The 23,464-nt window shown below is 39.8% G+C and carries 22 protein-coding genes and 1 tRNA gene; 4 read left to right on the forward strand and 19 right to left on the reverse strand.

From position 1 onward, the window contains the following. Positions 1-81 precede the first annotated feature (81 nt). The 4 genes from ACXAFV_RS17205 to ACXAFV_RS17220 all read right to left on the reverse strand — a co-directional run bounded on the left by ACXAFV_RS17205 (position 82) and on the right by ACXAFV_RS17220 (position 5,315). Positions 82-3,216 carry an AAA family ATPase gene (locus ACXAFV_RS17205; RefSeq protein ID WP_475128282.1) on the reverse strand — a complete coding sequence of 1,045 codons (3,135 nt, stop codon included), beginning with the start codon at positions 3,214-3,216 and terminating at the stop codon, positions 82-84. Continuing rightward, positions 3,213-4,358 (reverse strand): exonuclease SbcCD subunit D, encoded by a 1,146-nt coding sequence (locus ACXAFV_RS17210; RefSeq protein ID WP_475128284.1) that lies wholly within the window; start codon positions 4,356-4,358, stop codon positions 3,213-3,215. The genes ACXAFV_RS17205 and ACXAFV_RS17210 overlap by 4 nt, the downstream gene beginning before the upstream one ends. Positions 4,359-4,523: 165 nt before the next feature. Further along, positions 4,524-4,661, reverse strand: a complete 138-nt coding sequence (locus ACXAFV_RS17215) for a YvrJ family protein (protein ID WP_334217614.1) — start codon at positions 4,659-4,661, stop codon at positions 4,524-4,526. Between the two features lie 126 nt (positions 4,662-4,787). After that, positions 4,788-5,315, reverse strand: a complete 528-nt coding sequence (locus tag ACXAFV_RS17220; protein WP_475128285.1) for a hypothetical protein — start codon at positions 5,313-5,315, stop codon at positions 4,788-4,790. 311 nt (positions 5,316-5,626) lie between these two features. On the opposite strand from ACXAFV_RS17220, the gene ACXAFV_RS17225 reads away from it, so the two are divergent. After that, positions 5,627-5,723 (forward strand) — tRNA-Sec (locus tag ACXAFV_RS17225). Positions 5,724-5,810: 87 nt separating this feature from the next. On the opposite strand, the gene ACXAFV_RS17230 is transcribed toward ACXAFV_RS17225, so the two are convergent. Further along, the gene (locus ACXAFV_RS17230; protein ID WP_475128286.1) at positions 5,811-7,139 is read right to left on the reverse strand and encodes an ATP-binding protein; all 1,329 of its coding nucleotides are present in this window, start codon (positions 7,137-7,139) and stop codon (positions 5,811-5,813) included. Positions 7,140-7,466: 327 nt separating this feature from the next. Here ACXAFV_RS17230 and ACXAFV_RS17235 point away from each other — a divergent pair, with 327 nt between their 5' ends. Then, on the forward strand, positions 7,467-7,895 hold the full coding sequence (locus ACXAFV_RS17235) for a DUF2621 domain-containing protein (protein WP_475128287.1): 429 nt from the start codon (positions 7,467-7,469) through the stop codon (positions 7,893-7,895). Between the two features lie 350 nt (positions 7,896-8,245). Here ACXAFV_RS17235 and ACXAFV_RS17240 read toward each other — a convergent pair whose 3' ends face one another. The 4 genes from ACXAFV_RS17240 to ACXAFV_RS17255 form a co-directional block, all read right to left on the reverse strand. Next, positions 8,246-8,725 carry a site-2 protease family protein gene (locus tag ACXAFV_RS17240; RefSeq protein ID WP_475128288.1) on the reverse strand — a complete coding sequence of 160 codons (480 nt, stop codon included), beginning with the start codon at positions 8,723-8,725 and terminating at the stop codon, positions 8,246-8,248. A gap of 191 nt (positions 8,726-8,916) precedes the next feature. Then, positions 8,917-9,396: a CcdC family protein gene (locus ACXAFV_RS17245; protein WP_475128289.1), complete on the reverse strand. Its 480-nt coding sequence runs from the start codon at positions 9,394-9,396 to the stop codon at positions 8,917-8,919. 212 nt (positions 9,397-9,608) lie between these two features. Beyond that, positions 9,609-9,971, reverse strand: coding sequence for a response regulator (locus tag ACXAFV_RS17250; protein WP_475128291.1), 363 nt, complete (start codon positions 9,969-9,971; stop codon positions 9,609-9,611). A gap of 122 nt (positions 9,972-10,093) precedes the next feature. Continuing rightward, positions 10,094-10,801 carry a cytochrome c biogenesis CcdA family protein gene (locus ACXAFV_RS17255; protein WP_475128292.1) on the reverse strand — a complete coding sequence of 236 codons (708 nt, stop codon included), beginning with the start codon at positions 10,799-10,801 and terminating at the stop codon, positions 10,094-10,096. A gap of 256 nt (positions 10,802-11,057) precedes the next feature. Between ACXAFV_RS17255 and ACXAFV_RS17260 the strand changes: the two genes are divergently transcribed. Further along, positions 11,058-11,234, forward strand: a complete 177-nt coding sequence (locus ACXAFV_RS17260; protein WP_475128293.1) for a Spo0E family sporulation regulatory protein-aspartic acid phosphatase — start codon at positions 11,058-11,060, stop codon at positions 11,232-11,234. 54 nt (positions 11,235-11,288) lie between these two features. On the opposite strand, the gene ACXAFV_RS17265 is transcribed toward ACXAFV_RS17260, so the two are convergent. The 9 genes from ACXAFV_RS17265 to yneA all read right to left on the reverse strand — a co-directional run bounded on the left by ACXAFV_RS17265 (position 11,289) and on the right by yneA (position 21,213). Continuing rightward, positions 11,289-13,100: an ABC transporter ATP-binding protein gene (locus ACXAFV_RS17265; protein WP_475128295.1), complete on the reverse strand. Its 1,812-nt coding sequence runs from the start codon at positions 13,098-13,100 to the stop codon at positions 11,289-11,291. Positions 13,101-13,104: 4 nt separating this feature from the next. Then, the gene (locus ACXAFV_RS17270) at positions 13,105-14,853 is read right to left on the reverse strand and encodes an ABC transporter transmembrane domain-containing protein (RefSeq protein WP_475128296.1); all 1,749 of its coding nucleotides are present in this window, start codon (positions 14,851-14,853) and stop codon (positions 13,105-13,107) included. A gap of 150 nt (positions 14,854-15,003) precedes the next feature. Further along, entirely contained in the window at positions 15,004-16,131 is a 1,128-nt protein-coding gene (locus tag ACXAFV_RS17275) for a CamS family sex pheromone protein (protein WP_475128297.1), read from the reverse strand. 202 nt (positions 16,132-16,333) lie between these two features. After that, positions 16,334-16,555: a YneF family protein gene (locus ACXAFV_RS17280; protein WP_064093594.1), complete on the reverse strand. Its 222-nt coding sequence runs from the start codon at positions 16,553-16,555 to the stop codon at positions 16,334-16,336. Between the two features lie 84 nt (positions 16,556-16,639). After that, positions 16,640-17,077 (reverse strand): sporulation inhibitor of replication protein SirA, encoded by a 438-nt coding sequence (gene sirA / locus ACXAFV_RS17285; RefSeq protein WP_475128298.1) that lies wholly within the window; start codon positions 17,075-17,077, stop codon positions 16,640-16,642. Positions 17,078-17,353: 276 nt separating this feature from the next. Beyond that, positions 17,354-19,357, reverse strand: coding sequence for a transketolase (tkt, locus tag ACXAFV_RS17290; RefSeq protein ID WP_475128300.1), 2,004 nt, complete (start codon positions 19,355-19,357; stop codon positions 17,354-17,356). A 539-nt stretch (positions 19,358-19,896) separates the two neighbouring features. Next, on the reverse strand, positions 19,897-20,130 hold the full coding sequence (locus ACXAFV_RS17295; protein WP_475128301.1) for a DUF896 domain-containing protein: 234 nt from the start codon (positions 20,128-20,130) through the stop codon (positions 19,897-19,899). 80 nt (positions 20,131-20,210) lie between these two features. Further along, entirely contained in the window at positions 20,211-20,873 is a 663-nt protein-coding gene (locus ACXAFV_RS17300; protein ID WP_475128302.1) for a YneB family resolvase-like protein, read from the reverse strand. Between the two features lie 13 nt (positions 20,874-20,886). Beyond that, positions 20,887-21,213 carry a cell division suppressor protein YneA gene (yneA, locus tag ACXAFV_RS17305; RefSeq protein ID WP_475128303.1) on the reverse strand — a complete coding sequence of 109 codons (327 nt, stop codon included), beginning with the start codon at positions 21,211-21,213 and terminating at the stop codon, positions 20,887-20,889. Between the two features lie 159 nt (positions 21,214-21,372). Between yneA and lexA the strand changes: the two genes are divergently transcribed. Next, complete coding sequence (gene lexA, locus ACXAFV_RS17310) at positions 21,373-21,993, forward strand: transcriptional repressor LexA (protein ID WP_175989117.1); 621 nt, start codon at positions 21,373-21,375, stop codon at positions 21,991-21,993. A gap of 105 nt (positions 21,994-22,098) precedes the next feature. Here the strand turns inward: lexA and glnA are convergent, their stop codons facing one another. Continuing rightward, on the reverse strand, positions 22,099-23,433 hold the full coding sequence (gene glnA / locus ACXAFV_RS17315; RefSeq protein ID WP_475128305.1) for a type I glutamate--ammonia ligase: 1,335 nt from the start codon (positions 23,431-23,433) through the stop codon (positions 22,099-22,101). Between the last annotated feature and the right edge of the window lie 31 nt (positions 23,434-23,464).

Raw genomic sequence — 23,464 nt, forward strand, 5'->3', positions numbered from 1 at the left:
AATCTAACCTGCTAAAAAACAAAAAAGTCAGGGCATCCCCCTGACTTTTTTTAATAAGACATAACGCTCATCTATAATATGCTAAACCATGAACTGGAATTGTGTTCTGCTTCCATTTTGAGAAGATATGACCTCCAGTCGTGCATCGATCCTCTCTTTCAATTCAGGTACATGAGAAATTAACCCAACCAGTCTCCCGCTGCTTTGAATGTCCATCAAGGCTTCGATTGCATGATCAAGAGATTCAGGATCCAGGGTACCAAACCCTTCATCGATGAACATTGTTTCAAGGGATACTCCTCCTGCATATTGCTGGACAACATCCGCAAGCCCAAGCGCCAATGCCAGGGACGCTTTAAAACTTTCGCCGCCTGATAAGGTCTTGACATGTCTCTCCTGCCCGGTGTATTGATCAAAAACAAGGAGCTCCAGCCCGCTTTGTATATTCCCTTTACTTCGGTCTGCCTTCCGAATCAGATTATACCTGCCCGCTGTCATCTTGATTAATCGTTCATTTGCGACGCCTAGAATATCTTCAAGGAATGATGCTAATACATACCTCTCGAATGTTAGACGGTTTGCATTTTGTCCCCGCGCAATGTCTGCAAGATGTCCGACCGTTTGATAAGCCTCCTCCATCTCTTTAATGTCATCATTGATCTCAACAACCCTCGAATGGATATTTTTATTTTCCTGCGTATGTGAAATCATTTGGTTAAGTTCTTCGTTGATACACTTCATTTCTTCAGAAACAGATTTCAACAAATCTTCAATTACGTGAATTTCGGGCTTTTCCTTATTTTCAAGATGCTTGCTGACATCAGATAGACGATCAGTGACAGAACGTAAATCTTCACCATATTTCCTTACCTTACCTTCAAGTGCAGCAATCTCTTCGTCCGACCTTTTTGCTTCTTGAAAGGCCCTATAGTGTGGAAAACCTTCCTCTGCCAATAGAGAAAGAAAAGCTTCCCTCTCCTGTTTCATGTCAGCATCGGCCTTCTCAACCTGAGCCTTTTTATCATTTATTTGAGAGTCTTTGACACTATACTCGTTTTCACATGCAAAAAAATGTGATTGAGCTTTTTCAAAATCAACCCTCATTTTTCCAAGCGTATCTTTCGTCTTTTTTAACACAGAATCATAGTCTTTTCTTGAATTCAGTTCTGAAGGAATCGACTCTTTGACCTTCTCTAAAGCCGTATTCTTTGTTAAGAAAGTCATCTGCAGCTCTCGCTGCTTTCCCTCTTGAACCTTACTGGCTTCTTCAAGTTCGGCAAGTTTCTCTCTCCCCTTCTTAACTTGTTCCCTCATCTCCTTCAGATGCTCCACTTCTTTTTTCTTTTCTTGAATTTTCATTTTAAGGCTTCGCACTTCAGAGTGGATTTCTTCGGTGACTTCCATGTAATTCTCAAATGTAAGGTTGTCTTCATTTTTCCCTGCCCTTTTGATGAGTAAATGAATTTGCTCTTCGGTGCCCTGAATTTTCGTTTCTTCCTGGGCTAGGGCAAGACTTATTTGTTTTTCTTCTGATTGAAGAGATTGAAGTGTTACCTTCGCACTATTCATGTCTTCTTCTGAAGGCAAATGATGTTCGCCCCTGGCGAGAGTTGGGTGATGAAGCGACCCGCATACAGGGCAAGGTGATTCTTCCTTGAGATCACGGGCCAGGATGGCAGATTGTGCCGAACGCCATGCACTTTCGAGATAAGCGACAGAATCAGACGCATCTTTTACCCGATCACCAATGTTGCTGTTCTCCTCATTCAATCTTCTATATTTTGTTTTAAATTCAGCAAGACGTGAAGATAACGTTTCGATTTCCTTAAGTGATTCTACTAAAGACTCTTTTTCCTGAAGCGATTTTTCATATTGATACAATATGCTTTGGCTGTCTTCAAGTTTCTCAAGACGACCTTCTCTTTCCTTTATTCCATTTCTTAATTGAGTGATCAGTTCAGATTTTTTATTGATCTGTTGCTGCTGTTTTGTACTTTTCTCCTGCAGCTCATTCAATTCCGATTGTAAGGAATCGAGCGAATAAACATCTTTTTGGATACTTTCCAGGTGATTGATCTTTTTAACCAGATCATCTCTGACTGATTCCTTACCGGCTTCTTCTTTATATTGTTTCTTTGCCGACTCAAGTTTCCCGGATACTATTTCTTTCTCTTTTGCCAACTGCTCAAGTTCATGCTTCAGACCTTTAAGAATTTGATTCAGTTTATGGCAGTATTCATCCTGTTTCATTAACCTGGATGCTTTGTGAGCAAGAGTGATTTCTTGAGTAATATTTTCCATCTCAGTCTTTTTCTGCTCCAGACTGCTCAATTCATCTGCTAATTTTCCCTGCAGTTCAAATTGCTGTAAAAGGGTATTTGCTTCTACAAGCTGCTTATTGATGTTATCTCTTTTATTTTGGATCGTTTGATACGTATTTTGCACTTCGGCAAGCTGCTGCTCCATTTTTTCAATATGATCAGGCAGGATCCCTAGTATCTTGCTGTCATTTATAGGTTCTTCCAGCAATAAGTCATTTAATTCTTCATTGTCATCAGCATATATCTTCAGTAATTCCCTTGTGCGTGTTTCAACAGAAGCTCCAACCGTCTTTCTTAAGTCATCGGCTTCTGCCTTCAATCCTTCCTGAATTACTTTATAAAGTTGAGTATGGAACAATCTCTGAAGGATGACTTCTTTATCTTTACTATCAGAGGTTAATAGTTTACGAAACTCCCCTTGTGGAATCATGAGAATCTGACGGAACTGATTGGCGTCCAACTGAATAAGTGATTTTACCTTTTCATCAACATCCCTGACATTCGCAGCAAGCAGCTGTTCTGTGCCGTCTATATCATATGAGAATAATTCCGCTCTGGCATTGATTGTCGTAAATCCGTTTCCTCTAGCTTTCTTTTTATCCTGCTGGGGGGACCTCCAGATCCGATACGTCTTCCCCCTTAAACTGAATAGAAGCTCCACTTCAGTCACATCTTGATCTTTGGCAAATTGACTTCTCATTTCAGTCGGCGTGCGATCCTCACCACTTGCCTTGCCATAAATCGCATAGGAGATCCCGTCAAAAATAGTCGTCTTACCCGATCCTGTTTTACCTGAAATGACAAACATCGTACGGTTGTCCAACTGACGGAAATCAATTTCTTCCCTCTCGGCATATGGTCCGAATGCCTGCAATGTCAATTTAAGAGGTTTCATCCTTCAAACACCTCCTGCCTGGCTTTTTGGATGACCTTTTCTAAAACATCTTCCTTTGATTGAGAAAAGTCCCCCGTCGTCATGTCCGAATAAAATTCTTTAAACAATTCCAGTTCTGACTTCTTTTTATCCTCTATCACTTTGAAACTGTTTTTCTTTTTTGCATCCGTCAATTCCAGTTTACGTTCAAGATGCAATACATTCGGGTAAACCTGGCGCAGCTTGTTAATCGGGTCAATCAGGGTTCCTTCATCATGCAGGGTGACTTTTAAATAATCATCCACTTTTTGAGATTGATAGAAATCGGGATCAATCAGTTCTTCCAAGTGTCCTTGCAGCTCTCTCATGTCCTGCTTGGGACGGAGAATACGTTCTCTGAGTTCAAACGAACCGTTCTCTTTCATCTCGACAATCGTCACTGATTTCCGTTGACTTGATTCCGAGAATGAATATTTTAGGAGCGAGCCTGAATAGCGAATCTTATCATGTTTAATTGCATCAGGGCTGTGCAGATGCCCCAATGCCGTATAATGAAACGGCTCGAACAAGTCGCTGCCAACACATCCTGATCCGCCTACAGACAGGGTTCTTTCTGAATCCGTCGTTTTACCGCCGAGGACAAAAGCATGTCCCACGAAAACATGGGTCTCCTCAGGATTCATTTCCTCTTCAATCCTGTTTACAATAGCTTTCATGGCATCGTGATGGGAATGAATCGAATCATCTTGAAGCAGTAGACGCACCGTTAAAGGTTCTGCATAAGGAACGCAGTGAAAATTCACCCCGCCTACTTTAACCGGTGTAAAATCGGCTGTAAGTTTCCCCTTTAAGTAAAAGTGGCTATGCTTGTACCATGATGAGCCAAACGATAGCCGTTCTGCACTGTCATGATTACCTGAAACAGCGACAATTGGGGTATTTAATTCGACATTGATTCTGTAAAGAACCTCATCCAATAATTCCACCGCTTCAGTCGGAGGTACGGAACGGTCGTATAAGTCACCTGCAATCACGACTGCATCAGGCTTTTCTTCCTCTACCAACTTAATGAACTGCTCTAATATGTATCTCTGCTCTTCGGTCATGTAAATACCATGAACCAATTTCCCTAAATGCCAATCAGCCGTATGGATAAATTTCAACTTTCTTACTCCTCTCTTTACCTGTATTTCTATCTTGAATTATATCAAACTCTGAAAACTCCCGGAAAAGGAATTGTTGCCAAATAAGAACATCTGTTCTAATTATATTACAATGTACTATATTTTTCCACTAGCAGGAAAAGAGAGGCCATGGGCCTCCCTTACCTATTCTTTCATTCTTTGTGGAAGAGTCTGAATGGATGTCACAACTGCATCAAGCTTCGTTTCTATACGATAAAGCAGATACATCGTAACCACAATCGGAAATCCAACCTCAGAAATAAAAGGAATAATCGACTCCATGAACTTTACCTCCTTTCATTTCTTATATAGGAGTATCAATCGTTTTAGGACACCCTGATAAACAAGAAAAAACGAACCCTTGAATTGAAGGATTCGTTTTTTTAATTTCTATATGCTGCATGCATATTAGCCGTTTAAGTCGTTCACTAAGCTGGAGCTTACTAATCCAGCTTTTTCAAGGATCCCTTTAATCTGATTTTCAGCTTCGATCATCTTTTCGTCAGCTGCTGTAAGATCTGCTTCTCCCTCTTTTTTCAGAGCCTCGGCTTTCATCGTATAAGACTCTGCCAATGTTGCTTTAAACTCTTCTATGTCTTTTTTATAGTCATCAAGTCCTGATGGGATTTCTGTATTTTCAACAGCTTTAGCAGATTCTTCAGCAGAAACTGCAGCTGCCTCTTCTAACTTTGCAAGTTCATCGCCAGTCGGAGGTGTTTCCCCGCCAACTGCTGCCTCGTAGCCATTCAAGTCAATATCTGTACCATTTACTGTAGTAGTTAAATTGAGATAAAAATCCATTAATTCTCCAGCTGCGTCTGTACTTTCCTCACTTGTTTCTGCAGATTCCTCTTTTTGTCCTTCTTCGGAACCAGCATCAGAACAACCAACCAAGAATAAAGATAAACCTAAACCTAAGAACCATAATTTTTTCATAGTTCATTACCCCTTTCTGTCTCTCTAGCATGAATTGTGCGGGAGGTAAAGCGAACAAAAGTAATCGCTTTCTTCTTCCAATTATTAGCCGGCAACATGTATCTTATCACGGGCATGAAGAGTTGGTAAAGAAATAGTTTCTACTTTCACCAAAGTTCTAATTTTACAAATAGTTGAAATAAACAGCTAATTAATAATGTGTGTTCATCTTAATAGAAAACCCATTTACATAGAGCTGTGCTGCTGTAATATGGGTATATTCGTTGAACAGAAACCCGGAAAGTGATATAACTGATTTAGAGTAAAAACCCGGGGCTGATTGTAGAGCTGGTGCTTGCCTAGGTCTTCAAAACCTCTTGGGAGGCGCGTGCCGTCTCCGCTGGGTTCGATTCCCAGGCAGTCCCGCCATACTTCCCATCCTTCTATACCTCCTGCAAATTTTATCTCCTACAAAAAAAGAAGCTTCAGGATCATCCCCTAAAACTTCTTGACCATTCAAACATTCTGTACTTGTTCCCTCTTTTTCCTTTCTTGCTGCTGGACAGCTTCGAATCGTATTGAAAATGTCGTTCCTTCACCCTGTTCACTTTGAACGTTTATATCCGCTGAATGATCCCTTAAGATACGCAAACAGATCGTCAGCCCAAGACCAGTGCCCTTGGTTTTAGTCGTAAAGAACGGTTCTCCCAGTTTATCGAGGACTTGTTTTTTCATGCCAATCCCTTCGTCTTTAAAGATAAGTTCCACTTTATTGTATTCAGATAACCCAGCTTGGATCATAATTTCGCCTCCATGGGGCATTGCCTCAATGGCGTTTTTTACGAGGTTGATAAAAACCTGTTTCAGCTGATTTTCGTCTCCTTTTATGTATAATTCCTGCTGCTGAAAAGCGGTTTGTATTTCAATATTGTAAAGGATTGCGTTGGTATTGAGCAGCTTTGCGACATGATCGAGTGTTTCAACTATATTAATGCGTTTATATGTAACGGATTGAGGTTTAGCCAGGATCAATAACTCACTTAGTACCAGCTCGATTCTCTTAATTTCAGAAAATACGATTTCGAGATATTCCTTCGTCTTTTCATCTGCATCATCCCTTAAAAGCTGCAGAAAACCATTTATGGACGTAAGAGGATTTCTCACTTCATGTGCAATGCCCGCTGCTAGTTGTCCTGCAACTGAAAGTTTCTGGGATTCAATGGCGAGGGTTTCATTCATTTCCAGTAACTCTTCTTCATTATGTATTCTCTCGGTTATATCAGATATCGTTCCGACTGTACCGGCAAGTTCACCCTTTTCATTATAATTCAGCTTGATATTTACTTCTCCCCATCGAAACTGTCCATTCCTCATCTGAAATGAAAAATCCAGTTTCGCTTTTTCTTTTTTCTCACTGATGCTTCTTCTCAGAACACGCAGGAATTCATGCCGTTCATGAAGTGAAATAAAGTGGAGTGCATTTTTATGTAAACTTTCTTTCAGGCTGTACCCCGTGAAGTCTTCCCAGGATTGATTCAGAAATTGAAATTCTCCTTTTGAATTTGTGTGAAACACCACTTCTGAAATATTTTGCAGGACGAGCTGCAGTTCTTCGTTTAACCTTTTAATTTTCTCTTCACTTTTACTAAGTGCTGAGACGGTTTCATGGCTATCATCGTAATTTTTACCAGCGTAATATCCGATAAACAAAATGAGCGTCCCAAAAAGCAAATCAACTTGCAAATTGATGGAATAGCGAAGTACAAAATAGTAAATGAAATCCCAAATAATAATTAATAGAGCTCCTGCTAAAACAAACAAGATTCTGCCTTTATACTTTGACATTTGACTTCCCCTTCCTTCCAAAACCAGCTAAAAATAGATGACTATCGAAAAAGAAAGAATTTTCACGATATTTGTTATTTATTAGTATATCATTTCTTATTAAGAACAGTATAGGTATCTTTTAGATTTATGATGATATTCTTGTCACATCCATTTACGTTGTCTATAATGAAAGACGATACATACGCTTTTATTGAGATACTGTACTTATTCATTATGAACTGATTCAATAGAAAAGTTCTGGATTTTTTTCTACCACTGCCAGAAATAGAATAGGTGAATTCTATCAGTTTTCGACGAAAGCGCTTAGAAAAATGAGGTGAAAGCATGCAGCTTGACGGATGGTTTTTATACTTTATCCTTTTTTGGGTGGTTTTCCTAATGGCTTCCTTTGCCATCGGCGGCTTCTTTATGTTTCGAAAATTTTTAAAAAGATTCCCTAAAGAAGATGGAAAATCCGACATGGACTGGGAAGAATATTATGTAAATAAAACGATTCACTTGTGGGATGATCAAGAAAAGAAAATGTTGAATGAATTAGTTACTCCCGTTCCTGAGTTATTCAGAGATGTAGCGAAACATAAAATCGCAGGGAAAATCGGGGAATTGGCTATCAGGGAGAAAGCTCCTGCCATTTCACAGGAACTGGTGATCAGAGGTTACATCATGGCCACTCCGAAACGTGATCATAAATTCCTCCGAAAAAAACTCGATGATATGAAGATTGACGTATCTCCTTATGAACACTTATTTTAAACTATTGAAAAGGAATGAAAAATATGGGGTCTATTCTCGTGATTCCAATTGTTCTATATATTATTTTTACAGTGGCGGCTATTTTCCTTTATAGAAAATGGAAGAAAGCTAACAAAAAAAGGTAAGCGATTCCTATCGTTTACCTTTTTTTGTTAGCTTTTTATCACAATAATTGTTATCTATAGGTTTATTTTTGAATCTGAACGAGCCGCCTCCGCTTTTGTCTCATCCAGCTCCAGCGGCTAGAGGCTCGAGGTCATAAGGCAATCCTGCCAAGAAGGCAAAGAACGCCTTCCAGGCAGGCTCGTCTTATGCTTGTCGCCTCTGAACGAGCCGCCTCCGCTTTTGTTTTAATCTATAGGGTCTGCAGCTTTTCCGTATTTGATGACGTCGTAGATGGCTTGTCCATCGCTTGGTTTTCCGTTTCCGTTGCGATAAGGGAAGAGGGAAAAAAAGATGAAATACACTGAGAAGTAAACAAATTGATAGAAAAAGATGTGAACTGGAAAAACACCTTGATAGATGAGAAAATTAATCATTAAAATGACAACAAGGTTAAATAGGCTGCCGGATAAATAGATCAGCACATGCGACCACACTTTATTGTATTTTAATTCAGTGTATTGACACCATCCTTCCATGAAATACATCCTATTGACTTCAAGAGGTCCTATATTAAATAATTTTTTTCCTGTCCCGATTGCAAATTTTATCTTTGCTCCAAATATTCTCGCCACTAATACATGACCTGCTTCATGTACAATTGTCACAAGCGGTAGTGTTAAGAAAAACGCCAAAAAAAACGTCCATATATCATGCAAAGTGAACAACGTGAAAACCCCTTTTATATGTATGTTTCTCTCCCTCTTCCCCTGAAGTAAATACATTACTCATACTTTTTGGGATTGTAAGAAAAACGTAACAAGCTTTTTACTATCAAAAAAGTTTATAAGGCATTCAATTTCAACCGAAAGAAAACGGGACAAAATGAAATCATTTTGTCCCGTTTTTTTAGACTCATTCATATGGAATTTGTAGTAAGGTCGCGATTCTCCTGATAAATTTTTCGATACTGAATATACATGGCTATCCGCCAAGGTACGATCATTCCAAATGCGAGAATCCAGAACATCCCGCTAAGTGCACCATAATCGATTGTGGTGCTCAAGATCGATTTGGCGACAATCCGGATAATAAGAAGACCAATTAGTATAAACGCAAATGCTTTGGATCGCTTTAAATAAATATCATTATCCCGTATTTCAAATTTAGATGTTTTTATCAATAGAATGGAAAACAACATTCCCACAGTGAGTGCTTCTAAAAGTTCCGGAAGCGTCACGCGAAAAAAAGGAAAAACAAACATTAAAGCGCCTGTACTCATAAAAAGCGGGGGTAAAATAATCTTTTTACCGCTTACCGGCTTTTTCTGTGCCTTCATTCGAATAAACAAAACAAGAAATCCCATACATATTGCCGCAATGGATGAAGCAATCATCATAAACGATCATCCTTTAACTCTCTACTTATTTACTTTTATATTATAGCTTATTTCGGATGAAAACGAAAACAACAAAGAAAAGCGCAATCGACTTGTTCAGCCCCGATAAGTGTTTGAGGGTAGTCCCGTGAAGTCGGGCATACAGAAACGCCTCGATGGGCTATGAGCTGGACAACAAAAAAGAGAGGTTAAAACACAACCTCCCTCCCCATTTAAGTACCTAAAACTCTTTTTATTGCGTCTACTACCCTTACCTCATCAAAGGGTTTTACGATAAAATCCTTAGCGCCGCTTTCAATCGCTTCTACTACGATTCTTTGCTGCCCCATGGCAGAGCACATGATGATTTTGGCTTTCGGGTACTTAGTCAGGATTTTCTTCACTGCTTCTATCCCGTCCATCTCCGGCATCGTAATATCCATCGTTACCAGGTCTGGCTTTAGTGCCTCATACATTTCCACAGCTTCTACTCCATTTTCCGCTTCCCCTACTACAGTGTGTCCGCTGGATGTCAGCATATTACCAAGTGTCATTCTCATAAACTTTGCATCATCCACTACAAGTATTGTTGCCACAGGTGTTCCTCCTCGTAAAAGCTTTCGCTGCATCCATTTTATCATACTATAGTCCTATTTATGTCCTTACTATATCATTAATCATAAGAATGTTCCAATTAAAATACTCAACAGAATAATTCTTAAAATCCTTTGAAGCCCCCGAAAATAGAAGTGAAATAGGATAGAATGACAGTCATCCAATCAAAGAAAAGCATGATCCCGACTGCGATCATGATATAGCCGCCGATCTTGACGATTTTTGCACTGTTTCTTCTGATCCACTGCATTCTCCCGATGAAGAAAGAAAGAAGGAGAAACGGAATTGCAAATCCAAGCACATATGCCGTCATATACAATACCCCTGACCCCGGGTTTGTTGCTGCAAGTGCAAGGACCGAGGCAAGGATGGGACCGGTACAAGGTGTCCACCCTGCTGCAAATGCCATCCCGATCAATGTGGAACCAATAAATCCCGAAGGTTTGTTCTTAAATTCGATCTTGCGTTCTTTCATCAACATTTCAGGTGTAAATACACCTATGACAACCAATCCGAACACAACAATAAAAATTGCACCGAGCTGGCGGATCAAATCTTTATAGTCAAGAAAGAATTCCCCGATTAACGATGTACCGAAACCTATCGCGATGAAGATGACAGAAAAGCCTACAAGAAAGAAAATAGTATGTAAAAGGCTCCTTCTTTGCAGCATGGCATTGTCCGCTTTCAGTTCACTGACACTCATCCCTGTAATATAAGATAGGAAAGCCGGATATAAAGGCAGGCAGCATGGAGAAATAAAACTTAAAAACCCCGCACCGAAAGCCAGAAATAAATTGATGTCAGCCATAATTACAACTCCTGTATTTAATAATATATCTCTATTCTATCAAACAATCGCTCGTACTATGAGAATCTATTCTGTGAACGATTTGTGACCATTTAATTACAAAAAGATTCACCTCTTTCCAATCATATTTCAACGTCTTTAAATATATATTTTAGCTTTGAAAATTTATCCCTTTTTCGTTATACTAATAAAAAGTTACAGTTATTACTAGTTTTGTATTCCTTATGTAAGGAAATACAAAAGAAAGGAAACAGCCGTGTCTAAACAAGAGCTTCTGGAACGTATTGAAAAAAAGCGTGCTCAATTAATTGATATAGTTGCCAAAAATGGACTATCGTCACCTCAAGCCATTCAATACAGTCAAGAATTGGATTTACTATTGAACAGTTACAATACAACCTACATAAAAAAATATTCAACTCAAGTAAGCTGAATAGTCAACATGCAACCATATAGTAAAAAGCAGACCTGTATCAGGTCTGCTTTTTCATGAAATCCCTTTTGAAACCGCATCTTCCATTCCTTCAACAAGTCCATTTTGTAATAAAAACATTTTATGATAGATTCCTTTTTTCAAGAGCAATTCCTGATGTGTGCCTCTTTCCGCTACCTCACCTTGGTGCAGTACCAGAATGAGATCTGCATCCTGTATCGTTGACAAGCGATGAGCAATTGCGATGGTGGTCCTGCCCTTCCTCATCTTGGATAGCGCTGTCTGTATTGCTTCCTCTGTCTCCGTATCAATATTCGCCGTCGCTTCATCAAGGATCAAAATCTTTGGTTTGGTCGCAATCGTCCTCGCAAAAGCAATCAGCTGCCGCTGCCCGCTCGATAAAGTAGCACCTCTTTCTACTACTTTGCTGGTATATCCGTCTTCGAGATCCTCTATAAATGCGTTTGCCTGAACAAATCTGGCTGCTTCCAAAATATCTTCATCGTTCATGGCTTCGTTATGAAGCTTGATGTTATCCTTGATTGTTCCGTAGAAGAGAAATGGATCTTGAAGCACCAGCCCCATCTTTTCCCTCAACTCCTGCATTGGATAGGATTTAATGGACTTTCCGTCGATCAAAATCTCACCTGTAGAGTATTCATAAAATCTCATCAGGAGATTAATAATCGAACTCTTTCCGCTTCCTGTATGACCCACGAGTGCAACCGTCTCACCAGGCTTGGCAGTAAAAGTGATGTTTTTCAACACCTCTTTCTGTCCATCATATGAGAATGATACATCTTTAAATGTTATTTGCCCCTTTTCAATTTCATTGTGAACATCTTTTCCCGATGATTGAGAAGGGGAAACTTCTTCCTCATCCAATAAGGTAAAAACCCTTGACGAAGCCACAATTGCCTGCTGAAACATGGAAAGTCGCATCATGATTTGATTGACCGGTTCAAAAAAGCGGTCGAGGTAATTAACAAATGCGTATAGGACCCCTATTTCAATCGGCTGATTAAATGATGTAATTCCAAAAAAACTTAGAACCACAATCAACGCGGCGACGTAAACAAGATCAATCGCGGGCCTTAATAGCAGTCCGTCCACTTTAATATTTTTCATTCCGGCTAAATAATGTTTCTCGTTGATGTCTCCAAACTCCTCCCGCAGCCTATGTTCCTGCCTAAAGACTTGAATAATCGACATCCCTTGCAACGACTCACTCAATTTTGCGTTTAATTGGCTTAACCTCTCTCTCAAATCGAGATAAAATCTTGAGCTATATTTACGGTAAAGGAGCATGATATAGAAAATGAGAGGTAAGATAAATAAACAAAAAAGTGCGAGCTTCGGATTAAGAGCGAACATCGCGATAAAGATTCCTGTCAGTAAAAATGCTCCTTGAATGAAGGAAACCAATACACTTACAAACATATCTTTGATTGCCTCGGTATCGTTTGTCACACGAGATACGATACTCCCCGCTGGAGTTTTATCAAAATATTTCATCCCAAGGCTTTGAACCTTTGTAAAAACATCTAACCGAAGCTGCTGAATGATCTTTAATGCAATTTCCTGAAACTTTAATAATTGAAAGTAAGAAATCAGGACATTCCCTATTTGAATGATTACATATGCCGACCCGAGAGCGACAAGCGGTCCATAAGGAAACTCTCTCGGTGTCAAGTAATCGTCAATGAAGACTTTTATAATGATCGGACCGAGCACATCACCGATGGTCGTTAACAATAATAGTAAAAAAGCCGTGAAGATTTTCTTTTTGTGAGGTATTGTATATCTCATCAGACGAAAGAAAATGTCACGCTGCCTGGCTGTTTTCATTGTCGGAAATTTTTCCATTCTCCTACCCCCCATGCTCCACGAGTTCTTCTAACTGCTGCCTAATATACATTTCCCTATATTTCCCTTTATGACCCATCAATTCAGCATGAGTGCCCCGCTCATCGATTCTTCCTCCATCGAACACAATAATGAGGTCTGCATGTTGAATTGCACTGAGTCTATGAGCAGTGATGATGGTCGTCTTACCAGATCTATTTTTCCTTAAAGAAGATAAAATGGCTTCTTCCGTCTTGGCATCCACCGCTGACAGAGAATCATCAAGTAGCAAAACTTCAGGGTCCATAAGGAGTGCTCTTGCGATTGAAATTCGCTGTTTCTGCCCGCCTGATAATGAAACTCCCCTTTCCCCTACTACGGTATCGTAGCCATGAGTGAAATCCAAGATATCTTCATGAATTTGGGCTAGCTTCGCAGCCTCTTCCACATGGCGGCGATCAACGAGTGGATCCGTGAAGGCGATGTTTTCAAAAATGGTTGAAGAAAACAAGAAATGATCCTGTGGCACGTAACCGATCGCTTCCCGCAATGTTGAAAGTTTATAGTCCTTTATCGAGTGGTCACCAAAGAGTATTTCTCCTTGATAGCCTTCAAATTCCCTTAAGAGCATGCGTAATACAGTGGTTTTACCTGCACCCGTTTTTCCGACGATGCCGATCGTGCTGCCCTTCTCGACTTTAAAATGAATTTCCTCTAATGCATTCTTTTCTTCATTCGGATAAGAAAATGAATCCACCCGATATTCAATATCACCAGAAGGACATACCTCAAGTGCATCTTCTTTATCTTTAATTTCTATTTCCTCGCTTAGCAGATCCGATACCCTGTCGTAGGAAGCCCTCCCTCTTTCCACAATATTAAAGAGCCAGCCGAAAGCAAGCATCGGCCATATTAACAATCCCAAATAGGTGGTGAAAGAAATCAATTCACCTATCGTCAACTCTCCACTCACAACCAAACGGGACCCAAATACAATGGATAAGAAGAAGGAGATTCCTACAATAATGGAAATGGTCGGATCGAATAAGGAATCCACTTTCGCAACGGCAACATTTTTCTCTACCACATCGCGTGATTGTTCATTGAATGCATCAATATCTTCTTTTTCCTGTCCAAATGTTTTGATCACCTTTATTCCAGATACACTTTCCTGGGTCTTGTCATTTAAAGCGGAAAACGCTTCTTGGGCTTTATGAAAACGTTTATGCAAAAGTGTACCGTAGTAATTGGTCAAGAGGGCCATAAACGGCATCGGGATGAGCGCAATCAGAGTCAGCTTCCAACTGATTGTAAATGCCATCGCAATTATCACAAATCCTCCTGTAGCCAGTGAATCAACCAAGGTCAGGACACCGGAACCGGCCGTCTGCTGAATCGCCTGTAAATCATTCGTAGCATGAGCCATAAGATCCCCGACCCTTCTTTTTTGATAAAAAGAAGGAGACATTTTCGTGAAATGTTGATATAAGCGATTTCTCAGTAAACGGGATAGCTTTGTGGCTGAACCGAATATCATGATCCGCCATACGAAACGAAGACCATACATAGAAATCGCTGTCCCTGAAAGAATGAGCATCCATTTCGTCAACTGAGAGGGAGTCAGTTGATTGTTTTTGACACTATCAACGACAATCCCTACAATTTTCGGAGGAATCAACTGTAGTAAAGCTACACATAAGAGGATGATAACCCCCGTTACATACGATTTTTTTTCCTGAATAAAAAACCACTTTAAATCTAAAAAGACCTTCATATAAAAATCCTCCGCAGGTATAATAAATGACTCTTTATTTTACCAAATTTTCTAAAATTGAGAAATCTTTATTTTTATCGGGATCAGCGTAAAACCTCAAATAAAAAAAGCAGCCTTATCAAAAAGGCTGCTCTTTTCGTATTGTTCCTGTTATTCATGAATTTCAACAAATGGTTCTTGATCGACTTCTTTTACGATCGTGGCTTTTAGTCCCTTTGGGGTTTTCACATAGAGATATACGGGCATATGTGGGAAATAGTCGACAATTTCCGGTCCGATTGCCTGGGCAAATCCTACAAGCTCGGTTTCTTTGACCATCCCCGTATGTACATCGATGACCAATTGGTTTAAGTTATCTTTTTTGTAAAGTGCTTTACCCACAAATTCAATATCCTGATGAGAGAAAAATTTGGAGACATAATCTTCTAAATCCCTGATGCGGTTTTGAAGATCACGGTCCTTTTCTTCTCCTTCCTTACTTGGAAAATAATAATATTTTTCTTTGATGTCTTCCCATTTTTTAATCTTTTTGTCTTTATCATCGACAAAACTGCTCGTGAAATAAGTACCAGGAACCACACTATTGATTGGCTGCAATTTATAGATAGAAATAAAAATTGGTACATTTTTTAATTCTTTCATTGAGCGAATTCTGCTGACTACTTTCTGGGCAGCTTCTTTTCCGTATTCTTCCAATACCTTATCATCGATTACTTTTTCATCGAAATGCATTAATCCTTTGGAATCTTTTACACGTATGTAATCAATCTTATTCATTGCAAACCCCAATGAAATCCCTTGTATTTCCCCTTTCGAATCAACGTAATTCTGCTCGTGTATATAGGCAAGATACATAGGGTCCTTCTTTTCACGTTCGATTCTTTCTTCCCAGCCCATTCCTTCTGTAATCTTAATGGACGGATTGAGACCTTCCTCATTCTCCTTCGATTCTCTGCCTAACCAGGAGTTGATTTTATTCAAATACTGACCCTCTTGAAAAACATAATCTTCAGGAGAAAAATGATCAGTTGATAGAGACATAAGACCCGTCTCAATTTCATCCATATCACTGCGGTTATTGATCATCATAGTGATTAAACCCCTGTTTACGGATTTCTTTTCCTTGCTGATTTTATAGGTTAAATATTCACGGGCATCGCCGGCCGCACTATCTTGTATTTCAAGTGTTTCTTCATCCATCACTTCTTGAGTTTTATTATTATTACAGCCTGACAATATAACTATAAGTGAAAGTGAAGCAATCATCCATTTTTTCATATGTCTCCCTCCGCACCTTATTCTATCATAAATTCTTTTTTATGCTGAACAATTAAGACGAAGTTTTATCTTTCGATTACTTCCAGTTTTTCATATCAAATTAGTGCCACTCGTATCATTCATTTCCTCATGATCATAGCCGTGCAACGAGAGAGGCTAATAAAAAGAAAAAGCACTCAAAAAATGTGAGTGCTCTTCCCTATTACTTCATATTTTTGTTCATTGCATTCATCATTTGATTGATTTTCTTCTGTGACGGTTTCTGTCCCATCTGCATCATCATCATGCGAAGCATTTGTTCGTTAATAGGTGGATTTTTCTTTAAGTAGCTCATCATGTATTTACGAGCAATGAAAAATCCTAGTGCAATTCCGGCAAGTAATGCTAGAACTCCAACTAGAATAAGTAGCCAAGTCGTTGACATGTTCTTACTTCCTCCTTCTTGTTGTCCTTATAAAAGTGTACTAAACCAAGGAACATTATACAATATTTCTGTCATAATTTCTTATTAATATATAAATTTTCTTTGTTTTATAGGCTTCAACCAGCCATACCGCTCGTTTTCCAGGTCGATGGCGAGTAATTGACCCATATTCTTTCTTAAGATTTCAAAAAATATATACTCGCAGTCATGGGGACCCCATGCTTCTATCGACATGCATTTTTCATTTAATAAAAGGGTTGCTCCCGAATCTTTTCTTTCAATCTTTGCAGTCGTATCTATCCACTTTGATCCTTCAACCTTTACCAATTCATGCTGCAGGATTCTTTGGGTAGGAAGGTAAGGAATGGGCTTAGTTATGAATTCTACTTGTTTAGCAATGATTCGATTCAGTTCTCCATTGCTTGCTTCCCAATCTGAAAAAAGTCCAAAGAACATTCTTTCTCGTCCATAGTAGTGGTTGGCAAATGTTTCTTCAATCCAATAGATTTGATAACTTCTCACCTTTTTATCCCCCCTACATTTCCTTCTATCTAGTATAAAGGAAGATAGAATACGACCATGTCAGAAATTGTAGAGAAATTACACTAGTTTTGTCGAAGCTCAGCTAATCCACTTCATCATTTAAATACAATCACTACTATTTGCATGGGATATTGAAGGAGGAAGTCCGTTTATAATCTATATAACATCGCCATCGCCGCATTTTTAAGATCAATCAAAAAGGCTAACTCCCTTTAGAAGTATTCCTAAGGAGTTAGCCCAAACGTTGATCAAAACTTATTGAAGTAATGCTTTGATTCTTGATACAACATTATCTGCTGTAAAACCGTATTCTTCAAGTACTCTTTCTCCTGGTGCAGAAGCGCCATAACCATTGATGGCAAGAATGTCACCTTCTATGCCAACATAACGGTCCCATCCAAGTGGTGATCCCATTTCAATGGCAAGTCGTTTTGTTACACTCTTAGGCAGGATGGAATCTTTATATTCCTTGGACTGCTTTTCAAATCGGTCCCAAGAAGGCATACTTACAACAGAAACACTGATGCCATCTTTCTCCAACGCATTTTGTGCCTCTACTGCCAGGCTTACTTCTGAACCTGTAGCAAGCAATAATGCATCCGGCTGTTCCTTACCTGCTGGTGAAACCACATATGCACCTTTTTCTACTCCATTATATGCTTTATCTGCAGTTCCCTTTAATGTAGGAAGATTTTGACGGGATAACACAAGCAATGTCGGCTGATCTGTACATTCCATAGAAAGCTTCCATGCCGCAGCTACTTCATTTCCGTCAGCTGGTCTGATTACACACAGGTTAGGCATCGCGCGAAGGGAAGCAAGTTGTTCAACCGGTTCATGTGTTGGACCATCTTCCCCTACAGCAATACTGTCATGCGTGAACACATATGTTACAGGAAGACCCATAAGGGCAGCCAGGCGAATTGCCGGTCTTAGATAGTCACTGAATACAAAGAATGTTCCGCCAAAGACTTTCAGGCCGCCATGTAAAGCCATTCCATTCATGGCTGCACCCATTCCGAATTCGCGGACACCAAACCAAATGTTTTTCCCTTCATATGATTCAGGAGTGAAGTCTGCCTCTCCCTTGATCATTGTTTTGTTAGAACCTGCTAAATCGGCAGATCCCCCGATGAACGACGGAAGTTTTTTGGCAATGGCATTTAACACCTCTCCAGAAGAAGCACGGCTTGCCAATGATGAACCTTCTTCATACACAGGAATCTCGCTGTCCCATCCTTCAGGAAGCTCCCCTTTAATTGCAGCTTCTAACTGGACAGCCAACTCAGGATATTCTTCTTTGTATTTGACGAACAGATTCGCCCACTCCTCTTCTTTTTGAGAACCGGTGTGTTGAATCTTTTCTTCAAAACGGCTGTATACCTCAACCGGCACATGGAAATCTTGTTCGAATGTCCATTTGTAAGCTTCTTTAGTAAGCTTCATTTCTTCTTCGCCAAGCGGGGCACCATGAACATCGGACTTACCTGACTTATTTGGTGCACCGTATCCGATAACAGTCTTAACTTCAATCATCGTCGGGCGGGAAGTGTCAGATTGAGCCTCTTCAATCGCTTTTGAAATTTCCTCAAGATCATTACCGTCTTCCACCCTGATATATTGCCAGCCATATGACTCAAATCGGCCTTTAACACTTTCAGAGAAAGATTTATCCAAATCTCCATCCAAAGAAATATCATTTGAATCATAAAGAACAACCAAGCGTCCAAGTTTTAGATGAGCGGCTAAAGATGCTGCCTCAGAAGAGACACCTTCCATTAAATCTCCATCACCGCAAATCGAGTATGTATAATGGTCAACGAGATTGTAATTATCTTTATTGTAGGTTGCAGCCAAATGCCTTTCTGCAAGCGCCATTCCCACAGCCATCGCAATCCCTTGGCCAAGAGGTCCAGTAGTGGCTTCTACACCTGGTGTGTGACCATACTCAGGGTGTCCAGGCGTTCTGCTTCCCCATTGGCGGAACTCTTTAAGGTCATCCATTGATACATCATAACCAGATAAATGGAGAAGGCTGTACAGGAGCATGGAACCATGTCCGGCAGATAAAACAAAACGGTCTCTGTTAAACCACTCAGGATTTTTAGGGTTGTGGTTCATGAAGCGTGTCCATAAGGCATACGCCATAGGTGCTGCACCCATAGGCATACCCGGGTGCCCTGAACCTGCTTTTTCAATTGCATCGATAGATAATGTTCGCATTGTATTAATTGCTAATTGATCTGTATTATCAAACATAAGTCAGACATCCTTCCTTTTCATACTTCCTTATTAATATTAATCTTCTTTGGTAGTTTATACAACTAACTTGAATGATAACATGACTTTGTTATGTTGAGAAATAAAAACCCCTTCTAAAGTTCATTTAATAGAGCAAACCTTTCCTATGTTGATTTACTTTGGCAAATACCCCCATTAAATAAAGCTTATTGACTTAAAATACACCACTTTACGCCGCTTTTGATTTCCGTGTAAGACTTCGCTTTCCGCGGGCGGCCGGTGAGCCTGGCTGAAGAGACTTTATGGGCTTTCAACTGTCCAGCTACAGGGCTTAGAGGCACATGTCATAAGGCAATCGACCAAGAAGGCAAAGAGCGCCTTCATGACTGACTTGGCTTATGCCACCCGCCTCTGATCAAAGCTCTTCCGCTTTTCTGATAGGAGTCTTCGTCTTGCACTCCAATCAACCGCTGGAATGTTTCCTAATCAAAAAATACTTTTAAAAAAATCCAATCAAAAAAGTCATCATGGAATGACCACCCATGATGACTTGCAATTTAATGCATTTTTCGTTTGTTTTGTATTTCTTTGACTTTCTTAGGGGTCACTTCGTTGCCCTCTGAGTCGAATATGCGTGTGTTTTCAATCGTACCTTTCATTGATTGACGAAATGTCTCCAGGTATTCTTTTCTTAACTTAGTTTGTTCCTTTGCTTCATTTTCGGTTAAACCACTTGCTTTTGACTTCTTGGCCAGTTCATTTATTCTATTCATCTTTTTCTTTGAAAGCATTTATGAAAACTCCTTTACAGCTATTATCCATTTACCTGCAGCTCTTTGAAATATAACGATATGTTACTAGATAATAGCCTTTATGACAAGGGTCTTGTTTCTTGCTGGGCTTCAGTATACTCTTTAAATCTTCTATGCACTGTCGCTTTTGATATGTTATACCCAAACCCTCTCAACGTAGCAGCGATTTCGGCAAACGTCAGCTCATTCCTTCTCAGTCGTACAATTTCTTCAACCGGCACTTCAATCCGCTCTCTGCCTTCCAAATTCCCTTTGTTTTTTAAGTTTTTGTGAGGACGGAAACCATTTTCAACCGCTCTTTTCATTCCTCGTTTAATCTTTAAATTATGGAGCTTTCTTTGGTACTCTTCTACCATACTGACAATATTGATGACCATTGAATCTGATTCAGATAAATGCAGTTCCCCACTATGGGTCTGACTAATAATTTTTACATTTTCCTTCAAAATGCAATGGATTAAGGCAATCTTTGCATTCCCTCTTCCTATTCTCGTTTCATCTTGAATCAGCACTGTATCAATGGACCCATCCTTTATTAAATCCAATAAGGTCAGAACACCTGGACGGTCTAGTTCAAAACCGCTTGCCTGATCCTTAATAATCGCTCGAACGTCAAATTGGTGTTCCTCTGCAAGCTTCACCAATTCTGCTTCCTGTCTTTCCAGGGAAGTTTCCTGTGTGTCTTTCTTTGTACTTACCCTGCAGTATATCGCAGCATTCATAGAATCTCACCCTCTATTCGTTATTCATGGCAAGCTGTATATCGGAGTGGGTAGAATAAGTGGAAGTTTCTACAGGCAAAACCAGGGACATTCCCGGTTCAATTGAGAAAGAAATAAGATTATTTTCTTTTCCCACCCATTTTATAAACTCTTCTCTAGTCATGGAATATTCTCCTTCAAACTTTTCTGCAATCGTCCAGAGAGTATCACCCTTACTTACAGTAACAGTTTCATAGGAAGGCTCGCTCCCTGCGGTTAAAAATAAATAGCCTGCTGATAAAAAAGATAATACAAAAAGAATGATTATGTAAGAGAAACGGTTCCAGATTTGTGTTAACATACAAAATTACCCCCATGCGAATATTTGTTCTGTTTTTTGTAATTTGATTGTAATACGAACATTCGTTTGGTGTCAACCAAAAATTCGAACTTATGTTTGTATCAATTGGAAAGACATGCTATAATGGGAACATAAGATCGATAATAGAGGTGCGTGAACATGACTAAATTGTCTAAACGACAGCAAGACATACTTCAATACATTAAAGTATCTGTGAAAGAAAAGGGTTATCCGCCTTCAGTCCGGGAAATTGGTGAAGCTGTGGGATTGGCTTCCAGTTCCACGGTCCACGGCCATCTGGCAAGACTCGAAAGCAAAGGACTTATCCGCCGGGATCCAACCAAGCCAAGGGCAATTGAGATCCTCGATTTAGAAGAAGACACGATCCCTCGTCAAAAAGTTGTAAATGTACCGTTAATTGGTAAAGTAACGGCAGGTCAGCCTATTACGGCTGTTGAAAATGTCGAGGAATTCTTTCCGCTGCCTGAGCGTCTCGCTCCTTCAGATGAACAGGTCTTCATGCTTGAAATCATGGGGGACAGTATGATCGAAGCCGGTATTCTAGATGGGGACTTCGTCATCGTAAGACAACAGCAGACTGCTAACAACGGGGATATCGTAGTCGCAATGACAGAAGAGGACGAAGCAACAGTCAAACGTTTTTTCAAAGAGAAAGATTTCGTAAGACTACAGCCTGAGAACTCAACGATGAGTCCGATTATTTTACGAAATGTATCTATTTTAGGAAAAGTCATTGGTGTCTATCGACAAGTCCATTAATTCAAAAAAACGCTATTAAATAGCGTTTTTTTGTTTGGCCAACACGCATAAAAAGCCAGCGCTCTAATCAGCGCTGGCTTTTTTGTCGATTCTAAATCATGATTTTTAGTACATTTGGATATACTGCTCTCTCTCCCAAGGATGCACTTGTGTACGGAACATATCCCATTCGATTTCCTTCGCTTCCACGAAGTGTTCAAAGATATGGCCTCCAAGAGATTTAACAATAACCTCATCTTTTTTCAGTTCTTCTAAGGCAGCGTATAAAGTTGCTGGTAAATCAACGATACCTGCTTCTTCACGTTCCTTTTTATCCATTACATAGATGTTTCGGTCGATTGGTTTAGGCGCATCAAGATTGTTTTTGATGCCGTCGAGACCTGCTGCAAGAAGGACAGACATAGCCAGGTAAGGGTTAGCTGCTGGGTCCACACTTCTTACTTCTACACGTGTACTGATACCACGGGAAGCAGGAATACGGATTAATGGGCTTCGGTTTTGAGCTGACCACGCAACATAACATGGAGCCTCATAACCAGGAACCAGACGTTTATACGAGTTGACTGTAGGGTTGGTGATTGCAGTGAATGCAGTTGCATGCTTAATTGTTCCTGCAAGGAACTGGCGTGCAGTGTCACTTAATTGCAAGTCTCCTTTTTCATCGAAGAAAGCATTTTTACCATCTTTGAATAGTGACATGTTACAATGCATCCCTGAACCATTCACTCCGAATAATGGTTTCGGCATGAATGTTGCATGAAGCCCGTGCTTACGTGCAATTGTTTTTACAACAAGTTTAAACGTTTGAATATCGTCACAAGCTTTTAGTGCACTTGCATATTTAAAGTCGATTTCATGCTGACCAGGAGCAACCTCATGGTGTGATGCTTCGATTTCAAAGCCCATTTCTTCTAATTCAAGGGCGATATCACGACGGCAATTTTCGCCTAAGTCTGTAGGTGCAAGGTCAAAATAACCGCCATTATCATTCAATTCAAGAGTAGGTTCACCATTTACATCTAATTTGAAGAGGAAGAATTCCGGTTCAGGCCCTAGATTGAAATCAGAAAATCCAAGCTCTTCCATTTCTTTTAGCACTCGTTTAAGGTTGTTACGCGGATCACCTTCAAAAGGAGTCCCATCCGGATTATAGATATCACAGATTAAGCGTGCAACTTTTCCTTTTTCCGCTGTCCACGGGAATACAAGCCATGTGTCAAGATCCGGGAAAAGATACATATCCGACTCTTCAATACGCACGAATCCTTCGATTGAAGATCCATCAAACATCATTTTATTATCTAATGCTTTTTCTAACTGACTGAATGGGATCTCTACATTCTTAATCGTCCCTAGAATGTCAGTGAATTGCAGACGAATGAACTTAACACCCTCTTCATTCGCTAATCTAATCACATCTTCACGAGTATACTTTGCCATTTACGTAATTCCTCCTCAGATTTAATTAAAG

It is taken from the genome of Rossellomorea sp. ABR4_012 (assembly GCF_056159545.1).

Coding starts and splice junctions, on each gene's coding strand:
- ACXAFV_RS17255 (WP_475128292.1), bottom strand. CDS start 10,801: ATGGCTGACATCAATTTATTTCTGGCTTTCGGTGCGGGGTTTTTAAGT.
- ACXAFV_RS17275 (WP_475128297.1), bottom strand. CDS start 16,131: ATGAAAAAATGGATGATTGCTTCACTTTCACTTATAGTTATATTGTCA.
- ACXAFV_RS17220 (WP_475128285.1), bottom strand. CDS start 5,315: ATGAAAAAATTATGGTTCTTAGGTTTAGGTTTATCTTTATTCTTGGTT.
- ACXAFV_RS17270 (WP_475128296.1), bottom strand. CDS start 14,853: ATGAAGGTCTTTTTAGATTTAAAGTGGTTTTTTATTCAGGAAAAAAAA.
- lexA (WP_175989117.1), top strand. CDS start 21,373: ATGACTAAATTGTCTAAACGACAGCAAGACATACTTCAATACATTAAA.
- ACXAFV_RS17205 (WP_475128282.1), bottom strand. CDS start 3,216: ATGAAACCTCTTAAATTGACATTGCAGGCATTCGGACCATATGCCGAG.
- ACXAFV_RS17215 (WP_334217614.1), bottom strand. CDS start 4,661: ATGGAGTCGATTATTCCTTTTATTTCTGAGGTTGGATTTCCGATTGTG.
- ACXAFV_RS17280 (WP_064093594.1), bottom strand. CDS start 16,555: ATGTCAACGACTTGGCTACTTATTCTAGTTGGAGTTCTAGCATTACTT.
- ACXAFV_RS17245 (WP_475128289.1), bottom strand. CDS start 9,396: ATGATGATTGCTTCATCCATTGCGGCAATATGTATGGGATTTCTTGTT.
- yneA (WP_475128303.1), bottom strand. CDS start 21,213: ATGTTAACACAAATCTGGAACCGTTTCTCTTACATAATCATTCTTTTT.
- ACXAFV_RS17295 (WP_475128301.1), bottom strand. CDS start 20,130: ATGCTTTCAAAGAAAAAGATGAATAGAATAAATGAACTGGCCAAGAAG.
- tkt (WP_475128300.1), bottom strand. CDS start 19,357: ATGTTTGATAATACAGATCAATTAGCAATTAATACAATGCGAACATTA.
- ACXAFV_RS17265 (WP_475128295.1), bottom strand. CDS start 13,100: ATGGAAAAATTTCCGACAATGAAAACAGCCAGGCAGCGTGACATTTTC.
- ACXAFV_RS17235 (WP_475128287.1), top strand. CDS start 7,467: ATGCAGCTTGACGGATGGTTTTTATACTTTATCCTTTTTTGGGTGGTT.
- glnA (WP_475128305.1), bottom strand. CDS start 23,433: ATGGCAAAGTATACTCGTGAAGATGTGATTAGATTAGCGAATGAAGAG.
- ACXAFV_RS17230 (WP_475128286.1), bottom strand. CDS start 7,139: ATGTCAAAGTATAAAGGCAGAATCTTGTTTGTTTTAGCAGGAGCTCTA.
- ACXAFV_RS17300 (WP_475128302.1), bottom strand. CDS start 20,873: ATGAATGCTGCGATATACTGCAGGGTAAGTACAAAGAAAGACACACAG.